18 protein-coding genes are annotated in these 26,620 nt (G+C 61.2%); 8 read left to right on the forward strand and 10 right to left on the reverse strand.

Going from position 1 to position 26,620, the window contains the following annotated elements; genetic code table 11:
• Positions 1-71 precede the first annotated feature (71 nt).
• The gene (locus tag PSH90_RS06905; protein ID WP_095180675.1) at positions 72-788 is read right to left on the reverse strand and encodes a TorF family putative porin; all 717 of its coding nucleotides are present in this window, start codon (positions 786-788) and stop codon (positions 72-74) included.
• Between the two features lie 203 nt (positions 789-991).
• A complete protein-coding gene (locus PSH90_RS06910; protein ID WP_016985943.1) occupies positions 992-1,180 on the reverse strand; it encodes a hypothetical protein in 189 nt (62 codons plus the stop codon).
• Positions 1,181-1,519: 339 nt separating this feature from the next.
• On the opposite strand from PSH90_RS06910, the gene PSH90_RS06915 reads away from it, so the two are divergent.
• The 3 genes from PSH90_RS06915 (at position 1,520) to PSH90_RS06925 (ending at position 4,027) form a co-directional block, all read left to right on the forward strand.
• Entirely contained in the window at positions 1,520-2,356 is an 837-nt protein-coding gene (locus PSH90_RS06915; RefSeq protein ID WP_016771157.1) for a S1 RNA-binding domain-containing protein, read from the forward strand.
• 96 nt (positions 2,357-2,452) lie between these two features.
• Positions 2,453-2,845: a DUF2177 family protein gene (locus PSH90_RS06920; protein ID WP_150636587.1), complete on the forward strand. Its 393-nt coding sequence runs from the start codon at positions 2,453-2,455 to the stop codon at positions 2,843-2,845.
• 252 nt (positions 2,846-3,097) lie between these two features.
• On the forward strand, positions 3,098-4,027 hold the full coding sequence (locus tag PSH90_RS06925) for a DMT family transporter (protein ID WP_041478962.1): 930 nt from the start codon (positions 3,098-3,100) through the stop codon (positions 4,025-4,027).
• Here PSH90_RS06925 and PSH90_RS06930 read toward each other — a convergent pair.
• Positions 3,975-5,156: an MFS transporter gene (locus PSH90_RS06930; RefSeq protein WP_252868977.1), complete on the reverse strand. Its 1,182-nt coding sequence runs from the start codon at positions 5,154-5,156 to the stop codon at positions 3,975-3,977. The genes PSH90_RS06925 and PSH90_RS06930 overlap by 53 nt on opposite strands.
• A gap of 103 nt (positions 5,157-5,259) precedes the next feature.
• Here PSH90_RS06930 and PSH90_RS06935 point away from each other — a divergent pair, with 103 nt between their 5' ends.
• The gene (locus PSH90_RS06935; RefSeq protein ID WP_252887478.1) at positions 5,260-6,153 is read left to right on the forward strand and encodes a LysR family transcriptional regulator; all 894 of its coding nucleotides are present in this window, start codon (positions 5,260-5,262) and stop codon (positions 6,151-6,153) included.
• Positions 6,154-6,295: 142 nt separating this feature from the next.
• Positions 6,296-6,424 carry a PA1414 family protein gene (locus tag PSH90_RS06940; RefSeq protein ID WP_003184145.1) on the forward strand — a complete coding sequence of 43 codons (129 nt, stop codon included), beginning with the start codon at positions 6,296-6,298 and terminating at the stop codon, positions 6,422-6,424.
• Positions 6,425-6,585: 161 nt separating this feature from the next.
• Here PSH90_RS06940 and PSH90_RS06945 read toward each other — a convergent pair whose 3' ends face one another.
• The 4 genes from PSH90_RS06945 to speB all read right to left on the reverse strand — a co-directional run bounded on the left by PSH90_RS06945 (position 6,586) and on the right by speB (position 11,066).
• Positions 6,586-7,965 (reverse strand): sodium:solute symporter, encoded by a 1,380-nt coding sequence (locus tag PSH90_RS06945; RefSeq protein WP_041478965.1) that lies wholly within the window; start codon positions 7,963-7,965, stop codon positions 6,586-6,588.
• Positions 7,966-8,128: 163 nt separating this feature from the next.
• Positions 8,129-9,631: a cytosine permease gene (locus tag PSH90_RS06950; protein ID WP_056783681.1), complete on the reverse strand. Its 1,503-nt coding sequence runs from the start codon at positions 9,629-9,631 to the stop codon at positions 8,129-8,131.
• Positions 9,632-9,682: 51 nt separating this feature from the next.
• On the reverse strand, positions 9,683-10,105 hold the full coding sequence (locus PSH90_RS06955; protein ID WP_252877674.1) for a nuclear transport factor 2 family protein: 423 nt from the start codon (positions 10,103-10,105) through the stop codon (positions 9,683-9,685).
• Between the two features lie 10 nt (positions 10,106-10,115).
• A complete protein-coding gene (gene speB / locus PSH90_RS06960) occupies positions 10,116-11,066 on the reverse strand; it encodes an agmatinase (protein WP_003222717.1) in 951 nt (316 codons plus the stop codon).
• Positions 11,067-11,462: 396 nt separating this feature from the next.
• On the opposite strand from speB, the gene PSH90_RS06965 reads away from it, so the two are divergent.
• A complete protein-coding gene (locus PSH90_RS06965; RefSeq protein ID WP_095180681.1) occupies positions 11,463-12,356 on the forward strand; it encodes a LysR family transcriptional regulator in 894 nt (297 codons plus the stop codon).
• Between the two features lie 7 nt (positions 12,357-12,363).
• Positions 12,364-12,960, forward strand: a complete 597-nt coding sequence (locus PSH90_RS06970) for a tRNA-uridine aminocarboxypropyltransferase (RefSeq protein WP_305382418.1) — start codon at positions 12,364-12,366, stop codon at positions 12,958-12,960.
• Positions 12,961-13,078: 118 nt separating this feature from the next.
• Here the strand turns inward: PSH90_RS06970 and PSH90_RS06975 are convergent, their stop codons facing one another.
• The 3 genes from PSH90_RS06975 to PSH90_RS06985 all read right to left on the reverse strand — a co-directional run bounded on the left by PSH90_RS06975 (position 13,079) and on the right by PSH90_RS06985 (position 18,130).
• Entirely contained in the window at positions 13,079-14,440 is a 1,362-nt protein-coding gene (locus PSH90_RS06975) for an HlyD family type I secretion periplasmic adaptor subunit (RefSeq protein ID WP_039761043.1), read from the reverse strand.
• Between the two features lie 10 nt (positions 14,441-14,450).
• Complete coding sequence (locus PSH90_RS06980) at positions 14,451-16,610, reverse strand: type I secretion system permease/ATPase (RefSeq protein ID WP_252877675.1); 2,160 nt, start codon at positions 16,608-16,610, stop codon at positions 14,451-14,453.
• A gap of 161 nt (positions 16,611-16,771) precedes the next feature.
• Positions 16,772-18,130: a TolC family outer membrane protein gene (locus PSH90_RS06985; RefSeq protein WP_016771146.1), complete on the reverse strand. Its 1,359-nt coding sequence runs from the start codon at positions 18,128-18,130 to the stop codon at positions 16,772-16,774.
• A 532-nt stretch (positions 18,131-18,662) separates the two neighbouring features.
• Here PSH90_RS06985 and PSH90_RS06990 point away from each other — a divergent pair.
• Positions 18,663-26,510: a retention module-containing protein gene (locus PSH90_RS06990; protein WP_305382420.1), complete on the forward strand. Its 7,848-nt coding sequence runs from the start codon at positions 18,663-18,665 to the stop codon at positions 26,508-26,510.
• Positions 26,511-26,620: the final 110 nt, after the last annotated feature.

Raw genomic sequence — 26,620 nt, forward strand, 5'->3', positions numbered from 1 at the left:
ATCCTTGCGAGAGCCTGGCGTCGGAAATCTGATTCTTATGTGATGCAGGATGCGCGCGGCAGTTCAGCCGATCAATAGAACGTGCGTACAGCCTTGAGGGTGACGAGGCCGTCGCACTCGCTGTTGTGCCCGGAATAGGCCGAGCAATCGCTGCCACTAAGGCTGGAATTGCTGTAGATCAGATCGAGATCGACGCCCATGAATGGTCGCGACAGCTTCACCGACCAATCGGTGAAACTGCTGACATAACCACCGTCCACCGCCACCGGTGTGTTCAGTTGATGGGTGGTGTATTTCATGCTCACGCCGATGCCGAACGGCTGATTGCCGGTGAGGTCGGCAAACAAGGTGTTGTTCTGTTTATCCGGGTCGTTGCTCAATGCGATGCCGAAGCGACTGCCGAGCAGAGTCAGACCGCCGAACAGCTCCTGGCTGTCGAGGGTGTCCACGCGGGGATAGCTGTAATGGATCATCCCGACTTCATAGCCGAGCACCTGATCGAACGGCTGCTTGAAGCCGACGTAGGAATCGATCTCGAGGTTCTTGCCCGGGCTGATGCCCATGCTCGGCGCGTACTGGCCGAAATACACGCCGCTGTCGTGGCTCAGGTCGAGGCCGCCGTGAAACGAGCCGACCGCCGCCGGTTTCACCAGACCCTGGGCCATGCTGCGGCTGGGCGTGGTGCCGAGCTTGAGATCGAAGTCGCCCAGTTCACCCTGAAAAACCTGCGCGTGCGCGGTCGCGCCTGACAGCAGGCTGACGAACAATAAACAGGAAAATGGGCGCATGCGTCACTCCATGAACCGCGAGCGCAGGGCGAAGGCCTGCTGAAACGCTTGATCTAGACGCGTGCAAGGATACCGGCGAATAACCGGCATTGATGGCCGTTCGTCGATTTTTGAGGATTATTGTTTAAAGCGAAGGGGGATTGCGCGGTGCCAGTCCAGGCGCTTCGAAGCTCAAAGCGCCTCTGGACGGGGTAAAACCGGTGTTACTTCTTGCCCAGGCTGATCTGCTTGGACGGGCCGAATGTCTGGCCACTGACGCCTTTGGCAATTTGCTGGATCTCGCCGCCGGACTTGAGGAATGCTGCGATCTGATCGTTGATCGATTCGCTGGTTTCAACGGCTGGAGCTGGCTTTGCTTTGCTGGTGGATGCTTTTACACGCATGGCGGCCATTAACCTTTAGAAAAGTAACTCGGCCAGGCATCGTACAGGAATAACTTGACAATAGCTTGGTAAATATCCCCCGGAATAACCAAGCCCAGCGCTGTATTATTGCCTGATCGACACTGTTAATTTTTAGCTAACTCCCTGTTTTAAATAAGAACATCGAATCGGCGTGAGGCAATTGTGCGCAGCCGTAAGCCGCCCGGCCGGACTGACGAGCGGCACCTCACCGGGCAGTGATCAAGCAAAATCAACAGGTTGACGCAGATTTTCCGCTGCGAGGATCTGTCGCCCGACGTCTGCGGCAAAAACGGGTAGAATGCCGCCCACGTATTGAGGGTTTCGGAAATGGCTTTAGTCGGGCGTTACAACAGTTTGCAAGTGGTTAAACACACTAACTTCGGTTTATATCTGGACGGCGGTGCCGACGGCGAAATTCTTTTGCCCAACCGTTATATCCCCAAAGATATTCCCAGCGAAGATGAAGACTGGCTCAACGTATTCATCTATCTGGACAGCGAAGACAAACTTCTCGCCACTACGGAAAAACCCAAAGTTCAGGTCGGCGAGTTTGCCAGCCTGAAAGTGGTTGAAGTCAACAGCATCGGCGTGTTCCTCGACTGGGGCCTGCCGAAAGATCTGTTGCTGCCGTACTCGGAAGAAAAGCGCCAGATGACCGCTGGCGAATACTGCGTGGTGCACGTCTACCTCGACAAACACACGCGCCGCATCACCGCCACCGCGCGCCTCGATCGTTACCTGGACAAGACCCCGGCCACCTACAGCCCGGGCCAGGAAGTTGATCTGCTGGTTGCCGAAGCCACCGACATGGGCTTCAAGGCGATCATCAACAACAAGCACTGGGGCTTGATCCACAAGAACGAAATCTTCAAGTTCATGCGTTCGGGCATGCGCGAGAAAGGCTTCATCAAGGAAGTGCGCGCCGACGGCAAGATCAGCCTGAGCCTGCAACCGGTTGGCCAGGAAGCGGCCAGCAGCCTGAGTTCGAAGATCCTCGGCAAGTTGCGCGAAAACGACGGCACCCTGGCGGTCAGTGACAAGAGTGATCCGGCGTTGATCAGCAGCCTGTTCGGCGTCAGCAAGGGCAACTTCAAGAAAGCCATCGGCTCGCTGTACAAGGAAGGCAAGATCGTGATCCACGCCGATCGTATTGAACTAACCTGACTCACCGCAGGCCCATGGTAGGAGCTGCCGAAGGCTGCGATCTTTTGATCTTGATCTTGAAAATCGGCGGCTCCCACATCTAAAAGGGGTGAGCCAATGAAAAAGGCGCTGATCGCATACGTCTCGACGCTACTGACGTTTCTGCTGCTCGATGGCATCTGGCTCGGGCTGCTGATGGCGCCGACCTATCGCGAACTGCTCGGTTCGCTGATGCTGGATAAACCGCTGCTGTTGCCCGCAGCGGTTTTTTATTGCCTGTACGTTATTGGCTGCGTGGTATTCGTGGTCTTGCCGGCGCTGAGCTGGCAGCGAGCGGCGAAGCTGGGTGCGCTGTTGGGGCTGGTGGCGTACGGCACTTATGACCTGACCAATTGGGCGACATTGCGCGACTGGTCGGTGCAGGTGAGTTTGATGGATTGGGCGTGGGGGACAGTGGCGACGGCGGTTGCTTGCACGGTGGGTTATTTGGTTGCGAAGCGGTTTGCCTGAGCTGCTCCGGCAGTTGTGTTGGCAATGCTGCCTCTTCGCGAGCAGGCTCGCTCCCACATGTTCACCGAACCCTCTGTGGGAGCGGGCTTGCCCGCGAATGACGGCGCAGCCGTCAACCATTCAGCGCTGACGCCACTGACCAAATAAAGGTCTTTTCCAGACGGCTTTTTCCGCGCATCTGATTGATAATCCCCGACACTGTTTCCTGACCAATGGATGGCCTGCCATGTTGTGTGTGTTCGAGGTGTTGCGGTGAGTGCCGAGCGGCGCAATGCCGACGGTTTTGCCCTGCAAGTGATGATCGGCCTGTGCCTGATCTGGGGTGTGCAGCAAGTCCTGATCAAATGGGCGGCGACTGACATCGCGCCGGTGATGCAAGCGGCAGGGCGTTCAGGAATCTCGGCTTTGCTGGTCGGTTTGCTGATCTGCTGGAAGGGCGGTTGGGATCAGGTCGGCAGCACCTGGCGCGGCGGTTTGCTGGCCGGTGCGCTGTTTGGTCTGGAATTCCTGTTCATCGCCGAAGGCCTGCAATTGACCACCGCCGCGCACATGTCGGTGTTCTTGTATACCGCGCCGATCTTCACCGCACTGGGCGTGCATTTCCTGCTCGCCAGCGAGCGGTTGCGCCCGTTGCAATGGCTGGGGATTCTGCTGGCGTTCATCGGCATTGCGATTGCCTTCGCCGGCGGTGTGTCGTGGGACAACCTTGATCGGCGCATGCTGCTGGGCGATGCCTTCGGCGTATTGGCCGGCGCTTGTTGGGGCGCGACCACCGTGGTGGTGCGGGCCTCGCGACTGTCGGAAGCGCCGGTGACATTGACCCTGTTTTATCAGTTGCTGGTCGGTTTCATCGGCCTGCTGTTGATCGCGCTGTTCAGCGGCCAGATCACCCACGTCAGCCTGACCACCGTGGCGGTGGCCAGTGTGCTGTTCCAGGGCCTGGTGGTGTCGTTCTTCAGCTACCTGGTGTGGTTCTGGCTGCTGCGCCGTTATCTGGCGGCCAACCTTGCGGTGTTTTCGTTCATGACGCCGTTGTTCGGCGTGACCTTCGGCGTGCTGCTGCTCGGCGAACAGTTGAGCCTGAACTTCGTCATCGGCGCCGTGCTGGTGCTGCTCGGCATCACCTTCGTCAGCGCCGAGCAGTGGCTGCGTCGGCGTTTGCGCAAGGCGCTGGGCCAGTAGCCTTGGCCTGCATCGCCAGCGCGCCGGCCAGCAACAGGCCGGCGCCGGCGATCAGCAGCGCCGGCTGCAAACCGCCGCTGAAATGGCTGCTCAGCGCCGCCAGCAGCGGGCCGCTCAGCTGGCCGACAGCGAAGCACGCCGTGAGCATCCCGGCGTTGCGCTGAGTGTCGTGGGGCGCCAGCTCTCGCGAACGCTGCATGACCAGTTGCATGCACGCCAGAAACGGCGTGCCGCAGAGGATCACCCCCAACGCCAGGCCGAGGCCGCTGCCCAGCAGACAGGCGAACACTCCGGCCGCTTGCAGCCACAGCGTCGCCATCAGCCAGTGCCGCGTGGTCTCGGGATCATGCCGACGCAAGCTCACCAGCCACACACCGATCGCCGCGCCGAGGCCAAAACACGGCCAGAACAGATCTGCCTGCCACTGGCCATGAAACTGCGCGTTGGCCATTTGCGCCAGAAACGTCGCCGGAATGATGTAGCCGATGCCGTACAGCGCATACACCAGCGCCAGTCGGCCAATGCCTCGATTCGCTGTTTTCACATGCATTGTCGCTGGCCTCGCTGCCGCCGTGGGCTGCGGTAACAACCGCCAGACGCCGAGCATCATCAGCAGCGCAGCCGCCGCGTAAATCAGCCACAGGGTTGCCGATGTCTGCTGCAATCGATGTGAGACCAGCGCCAGCAAGCCTGTGAGAAAAATCCCCAGACCCGGCCCGGCAAAAACCAGAGCACCCCAGCGCGGGCGACCCGCTGCCGCCGCCAGCGGCTGGCTGAGCGAAGTAATCATCACCAGCACCCAGGCACTCGCCACCCCGGTGCCAAAGCGCAACAGCAGGTGCGACCAGAAACCGCTGGCCCAGAACGACGCCAGTGTCAGCAGCACGCACAGCCACAGCCCGCCATGCAGCCGTCGCTGCACCTGCTGCGGCCGCTGCGCGAACATCGCATCCACAGCACCAAGCAGATAGCCGAGGTAGTTGGCCGCCGCGATCAGCCCGGCGGCGGTGAGGTCGATCTGCCCTTCGCTGAGCAGGTGCGGCATCTGTGGCGTCAGGGCGAAACGGCCGATGCCCATGGCCATCATCAGGGCAACGAAACAGGCGGATAAACGTATCAGCGGCGACATGGTCGGGCTTCCTTCAACGGAGCGATGACCGTCAGGCTAGGACCGATTGACTTTCTTTAAAATTGAATAATAGTGAGTAACTTGTTCTGTTCAGGAGAAGATTGTGGAATTCAGCCAGCTGCGGATATTTCAGGCGGTCGCCGAGGAAGGCTCGATCACCCGCGCCGCCGAGCGCCTGCATCGGGTGCCATCAAATCTGTCAACGCGGCTGAAACAGCTTGAGGAGCAACTGGGCGTTGAGCTGTTCGTCCGCGAACGGCAGCGTTTGCAGTTGTCGCCGGCGGGCAAGGTGCTGCTCGACTACACCGGCAAACTGTTTGCCCTGCGCGATCAGGCCAGTGCGGCGGTGATGGGCGGGCAACCGGCCGGGGATTTCGTGCTGGGCACCATGTACAGCACGGCGGCGATCCATCTGCCGGCGCTGCTGGCGCGTTATCACAAGCAATACCCGACAGTGAATTTGCAGGTGCAATCGGCACCGACCGGCGAATTGCTCGAAGGTTTGCTCACCGGCCGCCTCGACGCGGCATTGGTCGACGGACCGCTGCAACTGGCCGGGCTCGATGGCGTGCCGTTGTGCGAGGAACGGCTGGTGCTGATCACCGAAATCGACCATCCACCGGTACGCACCGCGCGGGACGTGGAAGGGCGTTCGGTATTCACCTTCCGTCAGGGCTGTTCCTATCGCATGCGCCTGGAGGCATGGTTCTCTCACTACCATGCGGCGATGGGCCGGGCGATGGAGATCGAGTCGTATCAGGGCATGCTCGCCTGTGTGATTGCCGGCAGTGGTGTGGCGTTGATGGCCGAGTCGATGTTGGCCAGCCTGCCGGGTCGCGAAAGCGTCGCCGTGCATCCGTTGGCCGAGCCGTTCGCGGGTGCGACAACGTGGCTCATGTGGCGCAAGGGTATGGCCGGGGCCAACCTGAATGCCTGGATCGACGTGCAGCAAGCGGTCTATCCCGTGGCTTTGCATGAAGTGCGGGAAACCGCGTGAACCAATCGCAACAGATTCTGTTCAATTCAGTAACAGATCATTGCGGATTTGGCCGAGCATTGCGTAGGACTTCGGACTATTATCAGTGCGAAGCGGCCTCAGAATTCCGGCCGCTCAGCACCACCCTGAAGGGGGCATGACGATGAAAGAGAAAATCCAGAACTGGCTGCACGATTTGGGAGTTGCCCTCGGTTTGATCGAACCGCCTCTGCAACCGGTACCGATTCGCACGGACGACGAACAGCGTCGGCGCCAGCCACGTCGCCGTTAATACCTCCGATCAGAGATTTCAGGATCGCAGCCGTCGGCAGTTTCTACAAATGGTAGGAGCTGCCGAAGGCTGCGATCTTTTGCTTTTCGCCAAGCGAAAAAAACGGGTGTGGCTACCGACGCCACACCCGCTGAAGAAAACATCACCTCGTTACAGTCGATTCACACCGCAGTGGCCACGGTCGCCGGGCGCGGCGAGAACAGGCTCACCAGTACGAAGCTCACCAGGCTGACACCCAGGCTGTAATAGATCGGCGTGTTCGCGTCCATGCCGTCCTTGACCATGAACACCAGCGCAGTGACAAAGCCCAGCGTCATGGCGCTGATCGCCCCGGCAGTAGTCGCACGCTTCCAGAAAATCGCGCCCATCAGCGGAATCAGCATGCCACCGACCAAGAGGTTGTAAGCCAAGGTCAACGCGCTGATCACGTCATTGACGACCAGAGCAATGCCCAACACCGCGATCCCCGTCAGCAGAGTAAACAGACGGCTGACCGCGACGTTGGACTGTTTGCCGCCGCGCAGTTTCGGCAGCAGGTCTTCGGTCAGGGTGGTGGACGCGGCGAGCAGGCCGGCGCTGGCGGTGGACATCATCGCCGCCAGTGCGGCAGCGATCACCAGGCCACGGATGCCGTCGGGCAGCGAGACTTTGACGATGGCGGCGAACGCGTTGTTGACGTTGTCCAGATCCGGAATCAGCACATGCGCAGCCATGCCGATCAAGGCGCAGACCAGACCGTAAATGATGCAGTAGATCCCGGCCGAGGTGCCGGCGTACTTGGCGACCTTTTCGCTTTTGGCGGTGAACACCCGCTGCCAGATGTCCTGGCCGATCAGGATGCCGAAGAAGTAGATCATGAAGTAGGTAATGATCGTGTCCCAGCCGATGCTGGTGAAGTTGAAGCTGGCCGCCGGCAGTTGCGCGACCAGTTGATCCCAGCCGCCGACGCGGTACAGGCAGATCGGCAGCAGCAGAAACATCAGGCCCACCGTCTGGATGCCGAACTGGACGATGTCCGTCAGGGTCAGCGACCACATGCCGCCGATCGTTGAATAAGTCACCACGATACCGCCGCCCAGCAGTACGGAAATCCAGAAGGGCAGACCGAACAACACTTGCAGCACGGTGCCGATCGCCAGAATCGAGGTCACGCCGATCATCAGCGCGTAAGCGAGCATGATCGTCGCACTGGCGGTGCGCGCCATCGGGTTGTAGCGCTTCTCCAGGACCTGGGTGACGGTGAATACCTTGAGTTTCAGTAAGGGTTTGGCGAGGAACAGGTTCAGCGCGACGATGCCGCAGCCCAGTGCCGCGCACAGCCAGAAACCGGAAATGCCATGCACGTAGCCCAGACGGACCGTGCCGACGGTGGACGCGCCGCCGAGTACGGTTGCTGCCATGGTGCCCATGTACAGCGACGGCCCCAGATTACGCCCGGCAACCAGATAGTCTTCGTGGGTCTTGGCCTTGCGCATACCGTAGTAGCCGAGAATCAGCATCGCAGCGGCATAAATGAGTACGACGAATAAATCCAAAGCCATGATGGCGTGTCTCCGATTGTCTTTTTTATGGTCAAGCAAATGGGGTCTGCAATGCTTTCTGTGGGAGCGAGCCTGCTCGCGAAGGCGGTCTGTCAGTCACATCAACGTTGGATGTGCTGAAGTCTTCGCGAGCAGGCTCGCTCCCACAGGGTTTTGCGTTTATTCAGGCGGCGTGACGTAGTTCGGGTTTTATGGCGGCTTCACTGCGCACATCCGTTGGCCCAAACACCTCCCGAGGTTCCGGGAACAGCTTGAGCAGCGTCAGATACACCACCGACGCCAGGCCCAATGTCACCGGCAAACTGATGTCGATGCCACCGGCCAGTTCGCCCAGCGGGCCGACGAACTGCCCCGGCAGGTTGACGAAGCACAGGCCGACCAGCGCACTCGGAATCCACGCCCCCAGACCGCGCCAGTTCCAGCCGTGGTTGAACCAGTAGCGTCCGCCCTGTTCGCCGCGAGTGAACACTTGCAGGTCATCCGGGCAGTAGAAGCCGCGCCGCACCAGCAGACCGATGATCATGATCACCATCCACGGGGTGGTGCAGGTGATGATCAGCACGGCGAAGGTCGACACGCTCTGCACCAGGTTCGCCGCAAAACGGCCGATGAAGATGAAGGCGATCGACAGCACGCCGATCAGCAAGGTCGCCTTGACCCGGGAAAGCACGCGCGGGAACACGCTGGACATGTCCAGCCCGGTGCCATACAGCGACGTGGTGCCGGTGGACATGCCACCGATCACCGCAATCAGGCACACCGGCAGGAAGAACCAGCTCGGCGACACGGCCAGCAAGCCGCCGACATAGTTGTTCGCGGCGATGTAGTCCGGCGCTTTGATCGCGACGATGGTGGCGGTGGCGAGGCCGAACAGGAATGGGATCAACGTCGCCAGTTGCGCGGCGATCACCGCCAGCATGATCCGGCCCTTCGGCGTCTCACGCGGGATATAGCGCGACCAGTCGCCGAGGAACGCACCGAAGGAAATCGGGTTGCTCATCGCCACCAGTGCCGCGCCGATGAATGCCGCCCAGAACCCGGCCTGACCCAGCGCCACGCTGCCGGCGTACTGGCTGTCGAAAGCAGGGGCGAAGGCGAAGATGCCGAGCAGGAACAACAGGCTCGCGGCCCACACGGCGATGCGGTTGACCCACAGCATGATGCGGAAACCGTAGATGCACACGGTCAGCACCAGCAGCGCGAACAGACCGTAGGCCAGGCCCAGGGTCAGGTCGGTTTCCGGCAAATCGACGAGGCGTTTGGCGCCGCCGACCAGCGCATCACCCGAGCTCCACACTGACAGCGAGAAGAACGCGATCGCCGTCAACAACGACAGGAACGACCCGACAATCCGCCCGTGCACGCCGAAGTGCGCACCGGAAGACACGGCGTTGTTGGTGCCGTTGAGCGGGCCGAACAGACCCATCGGCGCGAGGATCAGTGCACCGACCACCACACCCAGGACAATCGCCCAGACACCGGCCTGAAACGACAGGCCGAACAGCACCGGGAAACTGCCGAGCACAGCGGTGGCAAACGTATTGGCGCCGCCGAAGATCAAGCGAAACAGGTCGCTGGGTCGGGCGTCGCGCTCATGATCCGGGATCTGTTCGACCCCGTTTGTTTCGATGCTGCTAAGGCTTTTTTCGTTGTTGTTGTTATTCATGATCTGCTCCGATCATCAGGCGCGCTCATCGTGCGTGAGCGTCACCATTGGCTAAGGGGGTGGCAGCCCTTCCGGCATTGCGGACAAATGTTCGTGACAGGCCAGCCATAGGCCTTGTTGTTCTAGGCTCGACGCTTGTTTTCTGAAAACAATCGTCTCGCGCTCCTGGCTGAAGTGTTGCTCCCCTTGCATGCGCAGCTCGGTGGCCACGTCATGGATGAAAACCGCCACGTCACCCTGCAGGCTGACAAAGGCGTTGCTCGAGGTGCACGACAGCACCTCGAAACCATCCTCGGCACGCCAGCGGTCCCACAACGCCTGATAGGCATCGCGCGACAGCAATGGCTGGTCGAGGGTGTAGAAGACGAAGCTGGCATCGGTGCTGAATGCGCCGAAGTAAGCTTCGCGATCGTTACGCGCAAACGCGGCGACCAACTTGGCGGCCGCGTGCAGAACCTGATCACGTGCGTGCATGACCCGACCCTCAGCGATGAACCACGCCAGGCAGTACGCAGAGCATTTCGTACAGCAGGTTGGCGGCCAGCAGCGAGGTGTTGCCGGTGGTGTCGTAAGCGGGCGAGACTTCTACCAGATCGCAGCCGATCAGGTCGAGGCCCTGACAGCCACGGACGATTTCAATCGCTTGAATGGTGGTCAGGCCGCCGATTTCCGGGGTGCCGGTGCCGGGCGCCCAAGCCGGGTCGATGCCGTCGATGTCGAAACTCAGATACACCGGACCGCCACCGACCTTCTCGCGCACTTCGGCCATCAACGGCGCCAGCGACTTGTGCCAGCACTCTTCGGCTTGAACGACGCGGAAGCCCTGATCGCGGCTCCAGTTGAAGTCGTCAGCGGTGTAGCCCTGCGCACGCAAACCGATCTGCACCACGCGATCGCAATCGAGCAGACCTTCTTCGACGGCACGACGGAACGTGGTGCCGTGGGCGATCTTCTCGCCGAACATGTGATCGTTGACGTCAGCGTGGGCATCGATGTGTACCAGGCCAACCTTGCCGTGCTTTTTATGAATCGCACGCAGGATCGGCAGGGTGATGGTGTGGTCGCCACCCAGGGTCATCGGGATGACATTGTGCTCGAGGATGTTGTCGTAGGCTTCTTCGATGATGCGCACGGCGTCGAGCAGGTTGAAGGTGTTGATCGCCACGTCACCGATGTCGGCAACCGACAGCGAGTCGAACGGCGCGGCGCCGGTGGCCATGTTGTACGGGCGGATCATCACCGATTCGGTGCGGATGTCGCGCGGCCCGAAGCGCGTGCCGGGGCGCAGCGAAGTGCCGATGTCCAGCGGCACGCCAACGAAGGCAGCGTCGAGGCCGGCTGCGGTCGGTACATGGGGAAGTCGGAGCATGGTGGCGATGCCGCCGAAGCGCGGCATTTCATTGCCGCCCAGTGGTTGGTGAAGAATCTTGTCCACGGGTAGGGCCTCATCGTCTTTGTTTTATTTATGCCGGCGCGCCGTTGAGCACAGGTTCGGACGCCGCTGTGGGGCCGATCATGCGAAATGTAGTGACGGGGAAGAATCGCTACGGGCAAAAACTTAGTTCAGATTTTTCTAAACTAATGGGAGAGGTGGGATTAGACTTTGGTGGGTTCGAATGAAGTGTAGGGCTGAAGATTGTTGCCCTCACCCCATCCCTCTCCCAGAGGGAGAGGGGGCCGACCGAGTTGTTGGCGGAATCTGCATCGACCTGAAAAATCGAGTCGAACTCAGGATTTGAAAGCCATGGAGATCGGCTCCCTCTCCCTCGGGGAGAGGGCTGGGGTGAGGGGCTTTTCCCACATACACACAGTTGCAAAGCCCGGAGTAGACATGGCCAACGCTTTACCCGACCTGAAACTCCTGCGCATCTTCGTCAGCGTCGTGCGCCATCAGGGTTTTGCCAACGCGCAGCAGGAACTCAACCTGTCGACCTCGGCGATCAGCACTTACATGAGCCAGCTCGAAACCGCGCTCGGTCTGGTGCTGTGCCATCGCGGGCGCGGTGGCTTCAGCCTGACCAGCAAGGGCGAGCTGTTCCATCAGGAAACCCTGCGCCTGCTCGCCGAGCTTGAAGGCTTCGAGCAATACGCCGCCGCGCTGAAGGGCGAACTGCGCGGCACGCTCAACCTTGGCGTGATCGATTCCACGGTCAGCGACAAGGCCCTGCCGTTTGCCGAAGCCATCGGCGCCTACAGCCAGGAACACCCGGCGGTGCATCTGCACCTGTCGGTGATGAGCCCTTACGAATTGCAGCTCGGCGTGCAGGACAATCGCCTCGATCTGGCCATCGGTGCGTTTTCCACGCGCATGAGCGGTCTGGTCTACATGCCGCTGTACCGCGAGCAGCACTGGCTGTATTGCAGCAGTCGTCACCCGTTGTTCAACGAGCGGCGCATCCCCGAGCAGGTCATCACTCAGCAACGAATGGTCGGGCGCGGTTACTGGAGTCAGGCGGAACTGGCCCGCCACGGTTTCAAACACAGTGCCGCGACCGTGGAAAGTATGGAAGCGCAGCTGATTCTGGTGCTCTCCGGCGCCTACATCGGTTACCTGCCGGAACACTACGCGCAGGCCTGGGCCGACAAGGGCGATCTGCGCGTTCTGCTGCCAGCGACCTTCGGTTATCAGGCGCCGTTTTCGATGATCATGCGCAGGGGCCGCAGCCGCGAGCCGCTGATCCAGACCTTCCGCGATTTGCTCAAAGCGCAGCTCAATCAGGCTTGAGAAAAAAATGTCCCGACCCCAATGCCCGCGCTGCCTGCGCCCCCAGACCCATTGCCTGTGCCCATTGATTCCGCACCTCGATAGCCGCACCCGGGTGTTGCTGCTGCAGCATCCGAGCGAGGTCAGTCACGCGCTCAATACCGCGCGGCTGGCGGCGCTGGGACTGAGCAATGCCGAGCTGATTGTCGGCGAGGTATTCGAAGATTTGCCGAAACTGTTGAACCAGCCGGGTTATCAGGCGCGCTTGCTGTTCCCGGCTGACGATGCGCAGTCGTTGCAGGTTTACGCGCCAAATGATCAGCCAATGTTGCTGGTCGTCCCGGACGGCACCTGGCGCAAAGCGCGCAAGATGCTGCACCTCAACCCGCTGCTGGCAGCACTGCCACGGGTGACCCTGACCGAGGGCGGCGTGTCGCGCTATCGCTTGCGCAAGGCGCCGGGGCCGGGAGCGCTATCGACGATCGAGGCGATCGTCCAGGCGCTGGAAACCCTCGAAGCACCGACGACGTTTGCGCCGTTACTGAAACCGTTTGAAGCGCTGATCGAAGGGCAGATTGCGGCGATGGGGGAGGAGACCTTTCAGCGTAACCATGGCGACAGATGATCATTGTCTGTGCGGGCCTCTTCGCGAGCAGGCTCGCTCCCACAGGGGAATGCATTCCAATTGTGGGAGCGAGCCTGCTCGCGAAAGCGCCAGATCAATCACCGCAATTCAAAGATCACTAGCGCTCACGCATCGCCTCGGTCCGCGCTTTCAGCACCGGTTTGAGCAGGTAATCCAAAACGCTTTTCTCGCCGGTAATGATGTCCACCGTCGCCACCATCCCCGGGATGATCAGCAGCGGTTTCACGTCGCCGCCCAGGTGATTCTTGTCGGTGCGCACCTGAATCAGATAGAAGCTGTTGCCCTTGTCGTCGGTAATCGTATCGGCGCCGATCAGCTCAAGTTTGGCGCTCAGCCCGCCGTAAATCGTGTAGTCGTAGGCGCTGAACTTGACCATGGCTTTCTGGCCCGGATGCAGGAACGCGACGTCCTGCGGGCGGACCTTGGCTTCGATCAGCAGGTTGTCTTCCAGCGGCACGATTTCGACCATGTCGCTGCCCGGCTGGACCACGCCGCCGATGGTGTTGACCTTCATCTGCTTGATCACCCCGCGTACCGGTGATGTCACCGTGGTACGGCTGACGCGATCGTCGATGGCGATGCTCGAAGCGGTGATTTTCGACAGGTCGGTGCGTTTCTCATTCAGCTCTTTGGCGGCCTCGGAACGGAAGGTTTGCTCGGATTCGTCGATCTTGCTGCGGATCTCGGCGATGGCCGATTCGGCGCGGGGAATCGCCAGCGTGGTGGCGTTCAGCGAACCACGGATCTCCACGGCGCTGCGCCTGAGCCTGAGGATTTCCACTGGTGACACCGCACCGGTTTTCACCAGCGGTTCGGACATGTTCATCTCTTGTTGCAACAACGCGAGGCTGGAGCTGAACTGGCCTTGCTTGGAACGAAACTCGGCGAGTTCCTGGGTTTTCTGCCGCAGCTGTTCGCTGAGGGTGCGCTGCTCGCTGGCCAGCCGCCGTTGGCGTTGCTCGTACAGCGAGCGCTCGTCCTCGGCGACTTGCGGCGCCTTGGCGATGACTTCAGCGGAGAGTTTGAAGGGGCGTCCCTCGGCCTCCGCTGACAAGCGTTCAACCTGCGCGGTTAGCGCGTAACGGTCGGCCTCGCTCTCGCCCTTGTTCGAGCGAAAGCGCGTGTCATCCAGACGCAGCAGGGTGTCGCCCTTGCCGACCATCTGGCCTTCGCGAACGAAAATCTCGGTGACGATACCGCCCTCAAGGTTCTGGATCACCTGGACCTTGCTCGACGGGATCGCCTTGCCTTCGCCCATGGTCACTTCTTCGAGCACGGCGAATTTGGCCCAGACCAGGGCGGCGATCAGCAGCGCTGCCGCCAGCCATACGGTGATCCGCGATTTGCGCGGCGAATCCTGCAACGCCGCGCCGGCGGTTTCCGGCATGAACTCGGCTTCGGCACTTTTGCCGAAGCTGTCGAAGTAGCCGCGCTTGTTGCTATCGGAAGAAGCAGGCATGGCGTAACTCCTAGACCGCCGCCGAGCCGACACGGCCCTTGCGCAGCGCTTCGATGACTGCTTCTTTCGGGCCGTCAGCGACGACCCGGCCGTTGTCCAGCACCAGCAACCGGTCCACCAGGCTCAGCATTGAGGTGCGGTGGGTGACCAGCAGCAGGGTTTTGCCTTGCACCCAGCCATGCAGTTTCTGCCGCAGCGCATCTTCGCTGCTGTTGTCCATGGCGCTGGTGGGTTCGTCGAGCAGCATGATCGGTGGATCGAGCAGTAACGCGCGCGCCAGCAACACCGCCTGGCGTTGGCCGCCGGATAACAGTTGCCCGCGTTCGCCCACCGGTCGGTCGAAGCCTTGCGGGTGTTGCCGGGCCAGTTCGGTGACGCCAGTCAGTTCGGCGACTTCGAGCATGCGTGAGTCGCTGATGTAACGCGCGCCCAGGGTCAGGTTGTCGCGCAGGCTGCCAGCCAGCAGCGGCAGGTCGTGGGCGACATAACCGATCTGCTGGCGCAGTTCAGCTACGTCCAGTTGGCGCAGGTCGAGGCCGTCGAGCAGCAGTTGGCCTTCCTCAGCTTCATAAAAGCCCATGACCAGCCGCGCCAACGTGCTTTTGCCCGAACCGCTGCGGCCGATGATACCGACCCGCTCGCCGGCTTTCAGGCTGAAGCTGACCTCGCTCAGCGCCGGCGCATTCTGGCCGTTGTAGTGAAACGTCACGCCGCTGACGTCGAGGGCGCCTTGCAGCTGCGTGCGTTCCAGTGGCCGTTGTTTGCCGTCGCGCTCTTGCGGCAGGGCCATCAGCGCATCGGTGCTTTTCATCGTCAGTTGCGCTTGCTGGTAACGGGTGATCAGCCCGGCGATCTGGCCGAGCGGGGCGAGCACGCGGCTGCCGAGCATGTAGGTGGCGACCAGCGCGCCGACACTGAGGTTGCCGGCGATGATGCTGTAGACCCCGGCAACAATCGTCGCCATCCCGGAAAACTGCTGGATGAACAGCGTGCCGTTGGTGGCCAGCGCCGACAGGTTGCGCGCGTGGCTGTCGAGGCGGGTGAGGGCGCCGTGAGTGCTTTCCCATTTGTGCTGACGCTCGCTTTCGGCGCCGCAGGCCTTGAGGGTTTCCAGGCCTCCGAGGGTTTCGATCAGCACCGCCTGACGCTCCGCGCCGAGGCTCAGGCTTTTTTGCACGGTGTCACGCAGGCGCACCTGAATCACCATGGCGAAAATGATCGTGATCGGAAACGCCAACAGTGGAATCACCACCAGCCAGCCGCCGAGCAGGCCGATCACCACCAGCATCAACACCACAAAGGGCAAGTCGATCAGGCTGGTCAGGGTCACGGCAGTGAGAAATTCACGCAGGCCCTGGAAGTCGTGAATGCTCTGGGCAAAGCCGCCAATGGTCGCCGGCCGCGCTTTCATCGACATCCCGGTGATGCGCTCGAACAACGTCGCCGAGAGGATCACGTCGGTTTTCTTGCCGGCGGTGTCGAGCAGGTGCGCACGGACCACGCGCAGCACCAGTTCAAAACCGGTGCCGATCAGCAAACCGATCGACAGCACCCACAGCGTCGAGGTCGCCTGATTGGGCACCACGCGATCGTAGGTCTGCATGACGAACAGCGGCACCATCAGGCCGAGCAAATTGATCAGAAAACTGGCGAGAATCGCATCGCTGTACAGCCATTTCGACAGTTTAAGAGTGTCGCGAAACCACGCATTTACCCGTGGCACCAGCGGCGCGCGCAGGTCTTCGAGTTCGTGGCGCGGGCGGGCGAACAAGGCCTGGCCGCTGTAGTGTTCGCCAAGCTCTTCGCGACTCACCCATTGCTCGCCGCCGTCGGCTTCGCTGGGCAGCAGCAGGGCTTTGCCATCCTCGCCAAACCGCCGCAGCACAGCGGTGCGGCCGTCGTTGAGCAGCAGCAGGATCGGCAGGTTCAGCGGTGAAATGTCTTTCAGGTCACGGCGCAACAAGCGCGCCTGTAATCCGGCCCGCGCTGCTGCACGGGGCAGCAGATCGAGGCTCAGGCGTTGTTTGTTCAGGGGCAGCCCGGCGCTCAGGCTGGCACGACTGACCGTGGCGCCATGCAGTTTGCAGAGGATCAGCAGGCCGTCGAGTAACGGGTCGTCGAAGCTCAGGCGCGGATCGACCCCGGTGGCGCCGGGTTCCATGCTGGTCATAGTGATTGCCTCTGTTGAACGGGCTCGGTTATCGGATCGTTCCCACGCTCTGCGTGGGAATGCAGCCCGTGACGCTCCGCGTCACTGGACGCGGAGCGTCCCTTGAGGCATTCCCACGCAGAGCGTGGGAACGATCAGGGCAAAGTCAGTTCCTGCACCGTTTACTTCAGTTCCGGCAGGCGCGCCTGGTTTTTTACTTCGGTCGTGGCAATCGCATCAGCCGGCAGCACCACGCGCTGTTTGCTCAGCAACTGGCCCATGTTCGCCAGCACGCGGTACATCGAGTATTCCTCGGTGTAGCGGATTTCGGTGTAGCGGCGGTTGGCGTTGTACAGCTCGTTTTCGCTGTCGAGCAGGTCGAGCAGGGTGCGTTGGCCGAGGCCGAACTGGTCCTGATAAGCGGCGCGCACGCGTTTGGTGGTTTCGGCATATTCGCGAGCGGTCGGCGTCTGCTTCTTGGCGTTTTCCATGGCGTTCCAGGCCAGACGAATGTTCTCGTTGAGCTGACGCAGGGCGTTGTTGCGGATGTCCATCGCCTGGTTGATGTCGTGGGCATTCGCGGCCAGGCGTGCCTTGTCGCTGCCGCCACGGAACAGGTTGTAGTTCATCACCACACCGACACGCCATTCGTTGTCGTGGCCTTCATCACCCTGCACGTTGTTGTTTGCGCCGACTGCTGCTTCGGCATCGAAGCGCGGGTAGAACGGCGACTTGGCGACTTCGTACTGGCTCTCGGCGGACTGCACGTCAGCCTGGGCCGATTTCAGGTAAGGGTTGTTGTCGACCATGCTCTGCTGCGCTTCACGCAGGTCCGGCGGCATCTCACCGCGAGTCGAGGCCGGGGTTTCCAGCTCATCGGGCATGCGTCCGACCACGCTGTAGAAATTCGATTCGGCGTCGGCCAGATCGACTTCGGCGGTGTCGAGGTTGTTCTGCGCCAGTGCACGACGGGCAACCGATTGATCGGAGTCGGCGGTGCTGCCGATGCCGCGCTCGGTGCGCAGGCCGATCTGATCGTTGACACGCAAGTGCGCCTGCAGGTTGTTCTTGGCCAGCGTCACCAGTTCACGCCGCTTGAGCACTTCGAGGTAGACCTCGATGGTGCGCAGGGCCAGATCCTGTGCGGTGCCTTGCGCGTAGTAGGCGCGCGAATTGGACACGCCCTTGGTGCGCTCGACTTCGTTGGCGGTGTTGAAGCCGTCGAAGATCATCTGCCGCAAGCGCAGCTCCGACTGGGTGTAGTTGAGGATTTCGGTATTGTGATTACCGAAGGCGCGAGTGTTGGTGTTGTCGCTGTAGCCGCGCCCGTAGGCAGCGTTCAGATCGACCGACGGATAAAACCCGCCCTTGGCCACTTTCACCTGTTCATCCGCTGACAAGCGGGCGTCCACGCGCGACGCCAGTTCCGGGTGAGTGGCGATGGTGCTTTGAATCGCCTCGGTGAGGTTCATCGCCTGGGCTTGGGAAGTGCAAGCCATGGCCAGCAAAACCGCGCTGCAGAGGGGGGTTAAAACGCGCATGGGTGCATCTCCCTGGATCTCAATGTTGTGTTACCGTCGCCAAATATTTGACGTAAATTTTGGGTATAAGCGTTTCACTCTTGTAACAACAGAGCTAAGAACATCCTAGAGCGTAGCTAAGAAAAAATTTTCATAAGGTTTATTCCAAAAAAAACTTATGCGGTTTTTCAAAAGCAGCACATTGTTCAGCTCGAAAGCCTTTGTTTTATGCGCTTTAGGGAGCTCGAAAAGGCTTGAGGAAAGTTCCATTCACTTTGCGAGACACTGCGAAGTACTGCTGAAGGGGAGGGACGCGTAACGGCGAATGAGCGACAGATTTTTGTCACTCGGGTGATTCACCACCGTTACGTAGCGCTAGTGGGTCGGCGGATTGAACAGGGTTGGCAAGTGCTTGATAGCGCTGACAATTCACCTCAAACCGGGCCTGCGAAACGAACTGTCGAGGGTGCGAGCGTCGCCCCCGGCAACCCGATTGAGCCATGGGCTGCTTCGCGAACCTGTGCCGACGGTGGTCGGCAGCGGAGGATTTCACATGGCAGCGCTCATCGGTACGGTCACAAAAGTCATTGGTCAGGTGTTCGCTCAAGCGAGCGACGGCATCAAGCGTCCGTTGTTCGAAGGCGATCGTTTGTACGCCGGCGATCAACTGATCACCGGCGCGGAAGGCGCGGTGGCAGTGAAACTGCAAAACGGCGAGGAATTGACCCTCGGTCGGGGCAGCAGCATCACCATGACCGGGCAATTGCTGGCCGACCAGGCTGTGCCGGTGAACGTCGACGAAGCGCAGACCCCAAGCCAGGCGCAACTGACCGATGTCGAGCAAATCCAGCAAGCCATCGCCGCCGGTGAAGACCCAAGCAAAACTGCCGAAGCCACTGCGGCCGGCCCCAACGCGCCCACCGGCAATACCGGTGAACTGGGCGGCGGGCATAGCTTCGTTCTGCTGACCGAAGTCGGTGGCCGGGTCGATCCGATCATCGGTTTCCCCACCGCCGGCTTCAACGGCATTCCCGAATTTCCCGAGTATCGTCGCGACGCGGACATCGACAATGGCGACGACACGCCAGCGCCGGTCGTGGTGCCACCGCCACCGGTGAACAACCCGGTCATCCTGAACGGCCTCGACGCGGCGGGCGGCGAGCTGAACCTCAATGAAGCCAATCTGCCTGACGGTACAGCGGCCAATCCAGGCGCGCTGACGCAAAGTGGCAGCTTCACGGTCTCGGCAGCGGATGGTTTGAACAGCCTGAGCATCGGCGGCATCAACGTGATTGTTGGCGGCGTGCCGATCGGCTTTCCCCAGTCGATCACCACGCAACTGGGCAACACCCTGACCATCACCGGTTACAACGCGGCGACCGGCACGGTCAGCTACAGCTACACCCTCAACGGCAACGAAACCCACGCGGCCGGCGACGGCGTGAACAATCTCAGCGAACAGTTCACCGTGATCGCCACCGACAGCAATGGCGACAGCGCCACTGGCACGCTGGACGTGAATATCACCGACGACGTGCCCAAAGCGTTTGACGACGCCAACGGCATTGCCTCGGAAACCTTGCTGACCCTGACCGGCAATGTCCTCACCAATGACATACAAGGCGCCGACCGCGTACCCACCGGTCCAGTCACGCCCGGTACATTCACCGGTACCTACGGCACCTTGGTTCTGAACGCCGACGGCACCTACACCTATACCCTGAACACCAGCGATGCCGATTTCAAAGCCTTGACCGGCGGCGGTAACGGCACTGAAACCTTCGCCTACACCATCACCGATGCCGACGGCGATAGCAGCAGCGCCAATCTGGTTCTGCAGATCCACAACAACGACGATCCAGTCACCATCGACGGCCTGAACGTCGCTGGCGGCGAGCTCACGGTTTACGAAAAAAACCTCAGCGACGGCAGCGCTCCGGATACTGGCGCGCTGACGCAAAACGGCACGTTCACCATCACTGCACTGGACGGCGTCACCACGCTGACCGTCGGCGGCATCGCCGTAGTGACCAACGGCGTCGCCGCAGGCTTCCCGCAATCGATCACCACGCCACTGGGCAGCACGCTGACGATTACTGGTTTCAACGCTGCAACCGGTGTAGTGAGTTACAGCTACACCCTGGCCGACAACGAAGCGCATCCGAACGCCAACGGCGCGAATAATCTGCCTGAGCAGTTCGCAGTCACGGTGGTCGATGACAACGGCACGACGGCCACCGGCACCCTCGACGTGAACATCGTCGACGACCTGCCGAAAGCCAACGACGACAGCAACGGTACCGCCTCGGAAAGCCAACTGACCCTGACCGGCAACGTCCTGACCAACGACGTGCAAGGTGCCGACCGCGTACCGACAGGCCCGGTTACGCCCGGCACGTTCACCGGTACTTACGGCACCTTGGTTCTGAACGCCGACGGCACTTACACCTACACCCTGAATACCAGCGATGCCGATTTCAAAGCCTTGACCGGTGGCGGCAACGGCACAGAGACCTTCGCCTACACCATCACTGATGCCGACGGCGATTCCAGCACTGCCAATCTGGTTCTGCAGATCCACAACAACGACGATCCAGTCACCATCGACGGCCTGAACGTCGCCGGTGGCGAGCTGACGATCTACGAAAAAAACCTCAGCGACGGCAGCGCCCCTGACGCTGGCGCACTGACGCAAAACGGCACGTTCACCATCACTGCACTGGACGGCGTCACCACGCTGACCGTCGGCGGCATCGCCGTGGTCACCAATGGCGTCGCCGCAGGCTTCCCGCAATCGATCACCACGCCACTGGGCAGCACGCTGACCATCACCGGTTTCAACGCTGCAACCGGCGTGGTCAGTTACAGCTACACCCTGGCTGACAATGAAGCGCATCCGAACGCCAACGGCGCGAATAATCTGCCTGAGCAGTTCGCAGTCACGGTGGTCGACGACAACGGCACGACGGCCACCGGCACCCTCGACGTCAACATCGTCGACGACCTGCCGAAAGCCAACGATGACAGCAATGGCACTGCCTCAGAAAGCCAACTGACGCTGACTGGCAATGTCCTCACCAACGACATACAAGGCGCCGATCGCGTACCGACCGGCCCAGTCACGCCGGGTACTTTCACCGGTACTTATGGCACGTTGATGCTGAACGCCGACGGCACCTACACCTACACGCTGAACACCAGCGACGCCGACTTCAAAGCCTTGACCGGCGGCGGTAACGGCACGGAAACCTTCGCCTACACCATCACTGATGCCGACGGCGATAGCAGCACTGCCAATCTCGTACTGAATATCCACAACAATGACGATCCGGTGCTGCTCAACGGCCTCGACGTCAACGGTGGCGAACTCACCGTCTACGAAAAAAATCTCAGCGACGGCACCAGCCCCAACACCCCAGCTCTGACCCAGAACGGCACCTTCACCGTCAGCGCTCTCGATGGTCTGCAGACCCTCACAGTCGGCGGCATCGCGGTGATCACCAACGGCGTGGCCGCAGGTTTCCCGCAATCGGTGATCACACTCCTGGGCAGCACCTTGACCATCACCGGTTATGACCCGGCGACCGGCGTAGTCAGTTACAGCTACACCCTGGCCGACAACGAAGCCCATCCAACCGCCAACGGCGCCAACAGCCTCACCGAGAACTTCGACGTCGTCGCGACGGACACCGATGGCAGTACCGCCAGCGGCCAGATCAACGTCAACATCGTCGACGATTTACCGACCGCGCATGCGGACGCGGCTTCGGTGGCGGAGGGCGGCACCGTCAGCGGCAATGTGCTGGATAACGATATCGGCGGCGCGGATGGCCCGGCGATTACCGGCGCAGTGGTCGGCGTGCGTGCCGGTGCCGACACCTCGACTTCGGCCATCGGCGGGCTCAATTCGCAGATCAACGGCACCTACGGCTACCTCACGCTTGATGCCAACGGTAACGCCGTTTATCACAGCAATCCCAACGCGGTGAACGGTCCGGGTGCCGTGGATGTGTTCACCTACACCGTGCGCGATTCCGATGGTGATGAAAGCACCACGACGATCACCATCGACGTCTATAACAGCTGCCTGAAAGCGGTCAGCGACACTGACGTCACCGTCTACGAAAAAGCCCTCGACCTGAACAAGGATGGCCAGGATTTGGCGGCGGGCAGTGTGGTCGGCAGCGATCCGAACAGCACTGGCGAAACCGCTTCCGGCACCCTGGTCGGCTCGGTCACTGGTGCGGTCGGCGCGATCAGCTATGCACTGGTCGGCAGCGCCACCGGTAATTACGGGCAGATCGTCCTCAATGCCAATGGCACTTACACCTACACCCTGACTTCGCCAGCGACCACCACGCCGCATGCTGACGACGGCGCCAACAGCCTGAGCGAAACCTTCACCTATCAGGCCACCGATTCGCTGGGCAATGTCGTCACCAGCACGATCGTTGTGAGCATCGTCGATGACGTGCCGAAGGCGCTGAATGACAGCAATGCCGACAACGCGACCGAAGCCCAGGTGACCCTGACCGGCAACGTCCTCGACAACGATGTGCAAGGCGCCGACCGCGTCGCCAGCGGCCCGGTGACCGCCGGTACTTTCACCGGCACTTACGGCACCCTGGTGCTCAACGCCAACGGCACTTACACCTACACGCTGGACGCCAATGACGCCGACTTCAAAAACCTCCACGGCGGCGGCAACGGCACGGAAACCTTCGCCTACACCATCACCGATGCCGACGGCGACACCAGCACCGCCAACCTGGTGCTGAACATCCATAACAACGACGATCCGGTGTGCCTCGACGGCCTCGATGTGAAGGGCGGCGAAATCACCGTCTACGAGAAAAACCTCAGCGACGGCAGCAGCCCCAACACCTCGGCGCTGACCCAAAGCGGCAGCTTCACCGTGACCGCCCTCGATGGCCTGCAAACCCTCACGGTCGGCGGCATTGCGGTGATCAGCAATGGCGTCGCCGCCGGTTTGCCGCAATCGGTGGTCTCGCCACTGGGCAGCACCTTCACCATCACCGGTTACGATCCGGCCACCGGCGTGGTCAGTTACAGCTACACCCTGGTCGACAACGAAGCTCATCCGAACGCCAACGGTGCCAACAGCCTCAGCGAGAGCTTCGACGTGGTCGCCACTGATACCGATGGCAGTACCGCCAGCGGTCAGATCAACGTCAATATCGTCGACGATTTGCCGACTGCCAACGCCGATACCGGCTCGGTAGCGGAGGGCGGCACGGTCAATGTCAGTGTGCTCGGCAATGACCTCAGCGGCGCCGATGGTGCCGCAACGGTGGTCGGCGTGCGCGCCGGCAGCAACACCGCGACATCAGCCAGCGGCGGGCTCAACAGCAACATCAACGGCAACTACGGCTACCTGACCCTCGACGCGGCGGGCAATGCGGTTTACCACAGCAACCCGAACTCGGTGAGCCCGCCGGGCGCGACCGACACGTTCACCTACACCATCCGTGACAGCGATGGCGATGAAAGCACCACGACGCTGACCATCAACGTCGCCGACAGCAAACTGGTCGCCTCGGTCGATCAGGATGTGACGGTCTATGAAAAAGCCCTCGACCTGAACAAGGATGGCCAGGATCTCGCCCCCGGCACAGTCACCGGCAGCGAACCGGGCAATACCGGTGAAACCGCCAGCGGCACGCTGGTCGGTTCGGTCAGTGGCGGCAGCGGCGCGATCACTTACACCCTGGTCGGCAACGCCACCGGTAGCTACGGGCAACTGCTGCTCAACGCTGACGGCACCTACACCTACACGCTGACCTCGGCGCCGAAAACCGCGCCGAACGCCAACGACGGGCCGAACACCCTCAGCGAAACGTTCACCTACAAAGCCACCGATGCACTGGGCAACAGCACCACCAGCACCCTCGTGGTCAACATCGTCGACGACATACCGAAAGCCGTTGCCTCGGATCGCTCGGTAACCGCAGTGGAGATCGATTCGAACATTCTCATCGTCCTCGACATCTCCGGCAGTATGGCTGATGCCTCTGGCGTGCCGGGCCTGTCGCGGCTGGCACTGGCCAAGCAGGCCATTGGTGCCTTGCTCGACAAGTACGATGATCTGGGCGATGTGAAAGTGCAGCTGGTGACGTTCAGCAGCAATGCCGCCGACCGCACCACCGTGTGGGTGGATGTCGCCACCGCCAAGACACTCCTCGCCGGTCTCAACGCTGGCGGCGGCACCAACTACGATGCTGCCGTAGCAGTGATGCAGACCGCGTTCAACACCTCCGGCAAACTCACCGGGGCACAGAACGTCGGCTACTTCTTCTCTGACGGCAAGCCCAACGAGGGCGACATCGGCACGGCTGACGAAGCCGCGCTGAAAAACTTCCTCGACGCCAACAACATCAAGAACTACGCCATTGGTCTGGGCAGTGGCGTGAGCAACGCCAACCTCGATCCGCTGGCCTACGACGGCATCAACCACACCAATACCAATGCGGTGGTGGTCACCGATCTCAATCAGCTCAACTCGGTATTGTCCGGCACCGTGCAGGGCGCGCCGGTCACCGGTTCGCTGCTGGGCGAGGGCGGTTCGTTCGGCGCCGATGGCGGTTTCATCAAGTCGATCGTGGTCGACGGCACCACCTACACCTACGATCCGAAAGCCCTCAGTGGCCAGGGTTCGTTGACCGCGAGCGGCGGCGCCAATCACGGCACCTTCAATACCGCCAACAACAGCGTCAGCATTGCCACCAACAACAGCGGCACGCTGGTGGTCAATCTTGATACCGGCGAATACAGCTACACCTCGCAGAAAACCACCGCAGTGGTGATCACCGAAAACATCGGCTTCACCGTCAGCGACAACGACGGCGATCTGGCCAGCTCCACCCTGACGGTGAAAGTGATCCCCAACGCGCCACCGGTGGCGATGGACGATCACGTCATCACCAACGTGCTGTCGGGCAATATCGTGGTGCCGGGCGAGCTGTTGCTGGCCAATGACACCGATCCGAACGGCGACACCCTCAACGCCACACCCACCAGTTTCAATACCGGTTGGGTGTCGAAAGCGGCGGACTTCACCGGCAGCGGCCTGATCGGCTTCACTGGGCAGACCAATAACGCAGCCAACCAGAATCTGGCCAATGTGCGCAGCGCCTTCAGCGCCAATGCCGCGACCATGACCGCCGTGCTGGTGGTCAGCGGTTATCTGGGCATGGTGAGCAACAGCAATGCCAACGATGAAGACCGCATTACCGTCAATCTGCGTCAGGGCGAAACCCTCAATCTGGATCACAATCTGGGTGCCGGTAAGATCAGCATGGAGTATTCGCTCAATGGCGGTGCCTGGATGGCGCTGGCGGATGGCCAGACCCTCAGCGCCTCGGCGGACGGCGTCTACCAGATTCACATCACCAACATTGGTAATGGTGGCGGCAACCCGAATGCGGCGGAGAACTACCAGCTGACCATGACCCTCAACTACGCCGCGGCCCACGACATCACGCCGGACTACCACGGCACTTACGCCGCCAACGACAACCACGGCGGCAGCGACACGGCCAACGTCAGCATCAGCTATCAGGACGGCCACACCCTGACTGGCACTGCTGGCGACGATGTGTTGGTGGCGGGCAGCGGCAACAACGTGATCAATGCCGGCGACGGCAACGACGTACTCACGGCAGGCTCCGGCAATAACGAAATGCACGGCGACGCTGGCAACGATTTGCTCTACAGCGGCGCGGGCAACGATCTGCTCGACGGCGGCACTGGCAGCGACACCGCCAGCTACGCCCACGCCACAGCCGCCGTCACCGTCAATCTCGGCCTGCTGGGTGCGCAGAACACCCTCGGCGCCGGTACCGATACGTTGACCGGCATCGAAAACCTGCTCGGCTCCAACTTCAACGACAGCCTCACCGGCGACGGCAACAACAACGTGATCAACGGTGGCCTCGGCAACGACTTCCTCAATGGCGGCGCTGGCGATGACTTACTGATTGGTGGCATGGGCAACAATACGCTGACGGGCGGGGCAGGGGCCGACACCTTCCAGTGGCTCAAGGGCAACAGCGGCCATGACCTGATTACCGATTTCACCCCCGGTACCGACAGGCTCGATCTGTCGCAACTGCTGCAAGGCGAAAACGCCAGTACCGCGTCGCTGGACGACTATCTGCACTTCACCGTCAGCGGCAGCGGCGCCTCGGTGATGACCAGCATCGACGTCAGCGCCATGGCCGGCGCCGCGCCGAGCCAGACCATCGACCTGGCCGGCGTCAACCTCGCCAGCCACTACGGCGTGACCCCGGGCGCAGGCGGCATGATTGCCAGCGGTCACGACACAGCGACGATCATCAGCGGCATGCTCAATGATCATTCGTTGAAGGTGGATACGGTTTGAGCTGAGGTCTGAAATGACAAAACCCGCCGCCCCGGTTGATTCGGGACGGTGGGTTTTGTCTGTCTGTAGAGACGTGTTGTCTTTAAGTCAGCCTTCGCGAGCAGGCTCGC

It is taken from the genome of Pseudomonas sp. FP1762, from assembly GCF_030687105.1.
GTDB lineage: Bacteria > Pseudomonadota > Gammaproteobacteria > Pseudomonadales > Pseudomonadaceae > Aquipseudomonas > Aquipseudomonas siliginis.

What these genes read in the sequence shown, in the direction of transcription:
- PSH90_RS06905 (WP_095180675.1), bottom strand. Translation starts at nt 788, where the DNA reads ATGCGCCCATTTTCCTGTTTATTGTTCGTCAGCCTGCTGTCAGGCGCG.
- PSH90_RS06910 (WP_016985943.1), bottom strand. Translation starts at nt 1,180, where the DNA reads ATGGCCGCCATGCGTGTAAAAGCATCCACCAGCAAAGCAAAGCCAGCT.
- PSH90_RS06915 (WP_016771157.1), top strand. Translation starts at nt 1,520, where the DNA reads ATGGCTTTAGTCGGGCGTTACAACAGTTTGCAAGTGGTTAAACACACT.
- PSH90_RS06920 (WP_150636587.1), top strand. Translation starts at nt 2,453, where the DNA reads ATGAAAAAGGCGCTGATCGCATACGTCTCGACGCTACTGACGTTTCTG.
- PSH90_RS06930 (WP_252868977.1), bottom strand. Translation starts at nt 5,156, where the DNA reads ATGTCGCCGCTGATACGTTTATCCGCCTGTTTCGTTGCCCTGATGATG.
- PSH90_RS06940 (WP_003184145.1), top strand. Translation starts at nt 6,296, where the DNA reads ATGAAAGAGAAAATCCAGAACTGGCTGCACGATTTGGGAGTTGCCCTC.
- PSH90_RS06945 (WP_041478965.1), bottom strand. Translation starts at nt 7,965, where the DNA reads ATGGCTTTGGATTTATTCGTCGTACTCATTTATGCCGCTGCGATGCTG.
- PSH90_RS06950 (WP_056783681.1), bottom strand. Translation starts at nt 9,631, where the DNA reads ATGAATAACAACAACAACGAAAAAAGCCTTAGCAGCATCGAAACAAAC.
- PSH90_RS06955 (WP_252877674.1), bottom strand. Translation starts at nt 10,105, where the DNA reads ATGCACGCACGTGATCAGGTTCTGCACGCGGCCGCCAAGTTGGTCGCC.
- PSH90_RS06965 (WP_095180681.1), top strand. Translation starts at nt 11,463, where the DNA reads ATGGCCAACGCTTTACCCGACCTGAAACTCCTGCGCATCTTCGTCAGC.
- PSH90_RS06970 (WP_305382418.1), top strand. Translation starts at nt 12,364, where the DNA reads ATGTCCCGACCCCAATGCCCGCGCTGCCTGCGCCCCCAGACCCATTGC.
- PSH90_RS06975 (WP_039761043.1), bottom strand. Translation starts at nt 14,440, where the DNA reads ATGCCTGCTTCTTCCGATAGCAACAAGCGCGGCTACTTCGACAGCTTC.
- PSH90_RS06980 (WP_252877675.1), bottom strand. Translation starts at nt 16,610, where the DNA reads ATGACCAGCATGGAACCCGGCGCCACCGGGGTCGATCCGCGCCTGAGC.
- PSH90_RS06985 (WP_016771146.1), bottom strand. Translation starts at nt 18,130, where the DNA reads ATGCGCGTTTTAACCCCCCTCTGCAGCGCGGTTTTGCTGGCCATGGCT.
- PSH90_RS06990 (WP_305382420.1), top strand. Translation starts at nt 18,663, where the DNA reads ATGGCAGCGCTCATCGGTACGGTCACAAAAGTCATTGGTCAGGTGTTC.